The 5,177-nt window shown below is 43.5% G+C and carries 3 protein-coding genes; all 3 read right to left on the reverse strand.

Annotated elements, in window-relative coordinates; genetic code table 11:
- Positions 1-418: 418 nt before the first annotated feature.
- A complete protein-coding gene (locus F6K51_RS35090) occupies positions 419-604 on the reverse strand; it encodes a hypothetical protein (protein ID WP_293030181.1) in 186 nt (61 codons plus the stop codon).
- A gap of 13 nt (positions 605-617) precedes the next feature.
- Entirely contained in the window at positions 618-1,775 is a 1,158-nt protein-coding gene (locus tag F6K51_RS35095) for a GTPase (protein WP_293030184.1), read from the reverse strand.
- 459 nt (positions 1,776-2,234) lie between these two features.
- Positions 2,235-4,901 carry a PhnD/SsuA/transferrin family substrate-binding protein gene (locus tag F6K51_RS35100; RefSeq protein ID WP_293030187.1) on the reverse strand — a complete coding sequence of 889 codons (2,667 nt, stop codon included), beginning with the start codon at positions 4,899-4,901 and terminating at the stop codon, positions 2,235-2,237.
- Between the last annotated feature and the right edge of the window lie 276 nt (positions 4,902-5,177).

Raw genomic sequence — 5,177 nt, forward strand, 5'->3', positions numbered from 1 at the left:
TAGGGACTGGCTTGCCCTGATTTTAACGGTCGCCAGTGTTGGGAGAGCCAGTCCCGTAACGCACCACCGGGTCAAACAGCTTTTAGGAGATGCACCCACAGGGAATAGGGAAAAAATCTGTGTAGCTGCGTAGGGTGCGTTAGGGACTGGCTTGCCCTGATTTTAACGGTCGCCAGTGTTGGGAGAGCCAGTCCCGTAACGCACCACCGGGTCAAACAGCTTTTAGGAGATGCACCCACAGGGAATAGGGAAAAAATCTGTGTAGCTAATTAATAGGATAACCGCTATAGTTACTAGCAATTAGGCAAAAACTATAATAAACTCCCCATCTCCCCATCTCCCCATCCTCATAAGGGTAGGTTTTTTACAAAGGGGCGAGTAGGTACTTTGATTACGTATAAATTCCTCAAAATATGTATCAAAATACACAATATTTTCCGGGATAATTCTCCCCATTTCCCGCTCTTCCCCTCCTGGGAGGGGTTAGGGGTGGGTTCCGATTCCCGACTCCCGATTCCCGACTCCCGATTCCCGACTCCCGACCCAAATGTAAAAAACCTACCCCTGTGAGATCTCCACACTCCCCATCTCCCCATCTCCCCATCTCCCCATCTCTCCTAATCTGAAGGGGGCAATTCCTTATCCCTCAAGCTTTTTTTACCTGTTCCCCCATAGTATTTGTATTGTTCAATGATAATTTTCGCCAGCTCAGAAAGGGGTATTTCCTTACCATCAACCTGAGCTTTAACATAAATCTTGAGTGCTTTAATATAAGATAGACCAAGAGCCAGGGTTAGTGCTGCTGCCGTTGAGCCTGATATTGCTCCACCAAGCACGGTGCCTGCACCAGGAATCATTTTGAGTAAATTCGCGACAATTACTTTACCCACTGCAGTCATTCCTCCTGTACCCCCAAGAGCAGATATCACCATGCCCAGAAAAGCTCTTTCAACCGTTAATCCAAAAATGCTAGTGATGTTAGCAATCATTACCGTTTGCATAGTTACCAAGATTGGCGCATCAGAAAACGGAATTGGTGAGGCACCAACCAATGCTGAACCAGTAACGTAACCCGTAACATATTTAAACGCTTCACCTGCTTTTAGTTCAATATTTCTAATCTGTTCTCTCAGAAATGCTTTGCGCTGGGCTTCCGGCAGTAAATTTGCCGTCACTTCTACTAAACGCTCTAAACCATGGGCTGTCACCGTATAATCATCATCGATTGGTTTTGATTGTGCTAGCACTGGAATAATCTGACTAACCGGTAGATTCTTACCCTCTAGGAAAGCAATAAACTCACTACGTTTTTTCGTTAACGTTTGAGTCAGCACTAAGATAACGGGTACATCTTTTTGTTGCAGGCTCTTTAGCCATTCTTCCTCAATCGGATCCAATCGAGCTGTTTCATGATTAAGGCAATACCACACCACATGAATATGTTCTTTTGCCTCTAGTTTCCTTTGATCATCAATTAGTTTCGAGATATCTCCCCTTACTCGTTCAATCTGTTGAGCTTTAAGTTCTAGCCCTGGTGTATCGTACACTGTAATCGGGCAACCTGTTTTCGTATAACGACGAATGGTTTGAGTAACAGGATAGCCCACTCCAGTTTCTGCCAGACGAGAGCGAAAAATTGTGTTTACTAAAGTACTTTTTCCTACACCGGTTTTACCAATTACTAAAACATTACATTGCTCAACTTTGCTCTGGGCATCTTCATAGGCTTCGCTCATTTTGCCTAACAGTTCATCAAACGAAATGTGCTCTGACATTAGTAGTTTTCTCCTTTAGCAATTACCCATAAGTATTGAATCTAGCCATAAAATTTTACCAAAATCCCTGATTTTTGTCTATAGCAAAGGGAGTAGGGAGTAGGGAGTAGGGAGTAGGGAGTAGGGAGTAGGGAGTAGGAAATACGGCATCAAAAATTATCACAATTCCTACACAGATTACTATATCGTTATTGTCACCAGAGCAGGAATATAGCGTTTATCATATCTATGAGGTGCGCTTGACCCATTAAGAATTAAATTCGCCACGGGTCGCACCTGAGGTACACAATATTTTTTCCCTCTTGCCTCTTGCCTCTTGCCTCTTGCCTTCCCCTCCTGGGAGGGGTTAGGGGTGGGTTCCTGCTCCGAAGTCCCTATTCCCTATTCCCTATTCCCTATTCCCTATTCCCCCAATTATAATGATACTTAATCGACATAATGTTCGATAAAGTTCCTAAGTTACTTCACATTAAATTCCTTAGCAAATTGAAATATCACCTTAGCAAATGGGACAAATTTAGCATCTAATTCTTCCAGCTTTTTTGCTTCTTTGCTGATTTCAAACACATTACCTTTATTAGCAAACTCATAAAGTTGGAGCAGCACATCGGATGGGGGAGGCACAATGGCATCTAGGTTGATTTCTTCAGCTCCAGCATCTATTATAGTTTCTGGTTTTGGTATGAAGTCTTCATACACCCATTCCAGTTGCAAATGCTGTTTTAATTTTTCCAGTAATTCTGCTACGTCCACTGGTTTAGGAATAAAATCATCGCAGCCTGCAGTCCAACTCTCTTGCTTGTCTAACTCATAAACACTGGCAGATGAAGCAATAATCAACAGATCTTTAAATTTATCTGATGAGCGCAGACGTCGCATCATTTCCAAGCCATCCATCACCGGCATCACCAAGTCAGTAATAATTAGATCAGGGTTACATTCTGTGGCTTTTTCCAAACCCTCAACGCCATTACTGGCCTCCAACAGATCAAATCCTAGAGGTTGTAACACATTCACAATTACAGAGCGATTCTCCCATTTGTCATCTACTACTAGGATTTTTTGTGGTTTACCCTGATACCCTATAATGGTTTTGGTAGAGGCTTGCTTAGTCTCAATCACAGCTGTGGTAATGGGTAACTCTAAATCGATAGAGAAAATGCTACCTTGGGCATAAGTACTCTCAACATTGATACAACTTCCCATCAACTTGATAATTGTTTGGCTAATCGCTAATCCCAGTCCAGTACCTTGAGCACGATTATAAACATCCCCCACCTGTTCAAAGGGCAAAAATATTTTTTCCAGTTGTTCTGGGGTCATCCCAATCCCAGTATCTTTAATGATAAATCGAACTATGACTAGGGGGGATTGGGGAGTAGAAAGTGCTTGGTGGTTACTGATAAGTTCTACCTTAAAGGTGACTCCGCCATGGTCAGTAAACTTAATGGCATTGCCCAAAAGATTAAGCAGAACTTGTCGCAATCGTTTGCCATCAGCCAGGATACCGTCTGGCAGATGGGATGAGGGTTGATAAATAAAAGCAATCTGCTTTTGCTGGGCTTTGACGCGGCACATTTCTACAACTTCTTTCAAAAAGGACGGCAAATGAATTTCTGTCGGAAACAGTTCCATTTTCCGAGCTTCGATTTTGGATAAGTCTAAAATGTCATTAATCAGATGGAGTAGATAGTTGCCACACTGATAAATAAGATTGATCTGGTCTTTTTGTTTAGCAGTTATCTGTGGATCCCGTTGCAGAATTTGGGCATAACCCAAAATGCCATTGAGGGGAGTACGCAATTCATGACTCATATTAGCCAGGAATTCACTTTTGGCGTTATTAGCCTGATCAGCCGCTTCTTTAGCTGCTTTGAACTCAGCTGTACGTTCCTCAACCCGGATTTCCAGTAAAGCATTGGTTTTTCGCAGTTCTGCTTCAATTCGCCTACGCCCAGCTAGATAAACTAGACCATAGCTAAATCCAAAGCAGGAAACACCAGCAAATAACAGCCAATAGCGGTAGTGATGGATAACTTGACCCAGAGTCACTTTTCCCCAATCTTCGTAGGGACGAACCCGCAGATTGCGTAAGGTTTCGTGACAAGGTTGGTAGTTGGCCGGGATGGTCCAGCCGTGATAAAGACCAGCTTTGGCCGCTGGGTGCTCAGAAGGCATGGTAATTAATGCGATCGCAACCTCTTCCGCTAACTCCATTGGGGTATGGGGTAGTGTGGAAAAGGGCCATTCTGGATAAAGTTTAGTACTCAGAGCAAAAGGGAAAGTGTCCTGATATTGAGTTTGCTGATTCAGGATCACAAAGTCATCTAGATTAATTTTGCCCTCCTGTGCCATACGTTCGAGGGTATCAGTGCGGACAGTGCCAGCATCGACAATACCATCACGAACAGCGTAGACCACTGCGTCATGGCTACCACCAAAGTGGAGCCCTGGAAAGTCACGGTAGGGGTTAACTCCAGCTTCTAACAGAGTTTCCCATGCCATTTGCCAGCCCCCAAAGGCAATTTCACTGACGGCTATAAAGGTTTTACCCCGTAAATCCTTTAAATCCTGGATATCATTGCGGTCAGCATGACGCAGGATAACCGCTCCAAATTGGGTGTAAGACTTGCCTAGGCGTAGATTTTTTAGGGTGGCAATTCGTCTTGCCCCATAAATCCATTCCAACTCTACATACATTCCAGGGTTAGGCAACACAAAGTCCACCTCCTGGTTAGCTATTATTTCTTCGAGGGTATCAAACTCTAGTGGTACAAGTTGGAAAACATAGCCGGAAATCGTGTCACTGAGATAGTCTAGGGTCGGTTGCCATTTTGCCTTAGTATGGTCAACACCCCGAATTGCCATCACTCCCACCTTAACAATCTTTACCTGTGAATTCATTCTTTGTCCTGTTCCATCTACAGGTTCCTGAGCAAGAGTAATCCCTGGGGCAGTCGATGCTATTGCTGATGCTATGACTGATAATCCTATGCCTATAATCAGGCTAGATTTAATTAAGAAATAAAGACGAATCATAGTATAGTACTTTTCAATTATGTGAGATACAAAGTTTTGGGTTTTAGGGAGTCGGGAGTCGGGAGTCGGGAGTCGGTGTAAGAACATTTAATGTCCCTCATAACTATGAGAAACACTATATATCTTTTCCGGTTAATAAATTCTAGTTTTAATTCATCAATACCTATTTCCTTCATTAATTAATAATTAACAGGCTGAATATAGCGTTTATATCATGTCCGGATAATTACCCTTAATAAAAATCTCCCCATCTCCCCATCTCCCCATCTCCCCATCTCCCCATCTCCCCATCTCCCCATCTCCCCATCTCCCCACACTTCCCCCACTTCCCTCTCTTTCCCGATTCCCGATTCCCGATTCCCA

The sequence above is a fragment of the Moorena sp. SIO3I8 genome, from assembly GCF_010692325.1.
Lineage (GTDB): Bacteria > Cyanobacteriota > Cyanobacteriia > Cyanobacteriales > Coleofasciculaceae > Moorena.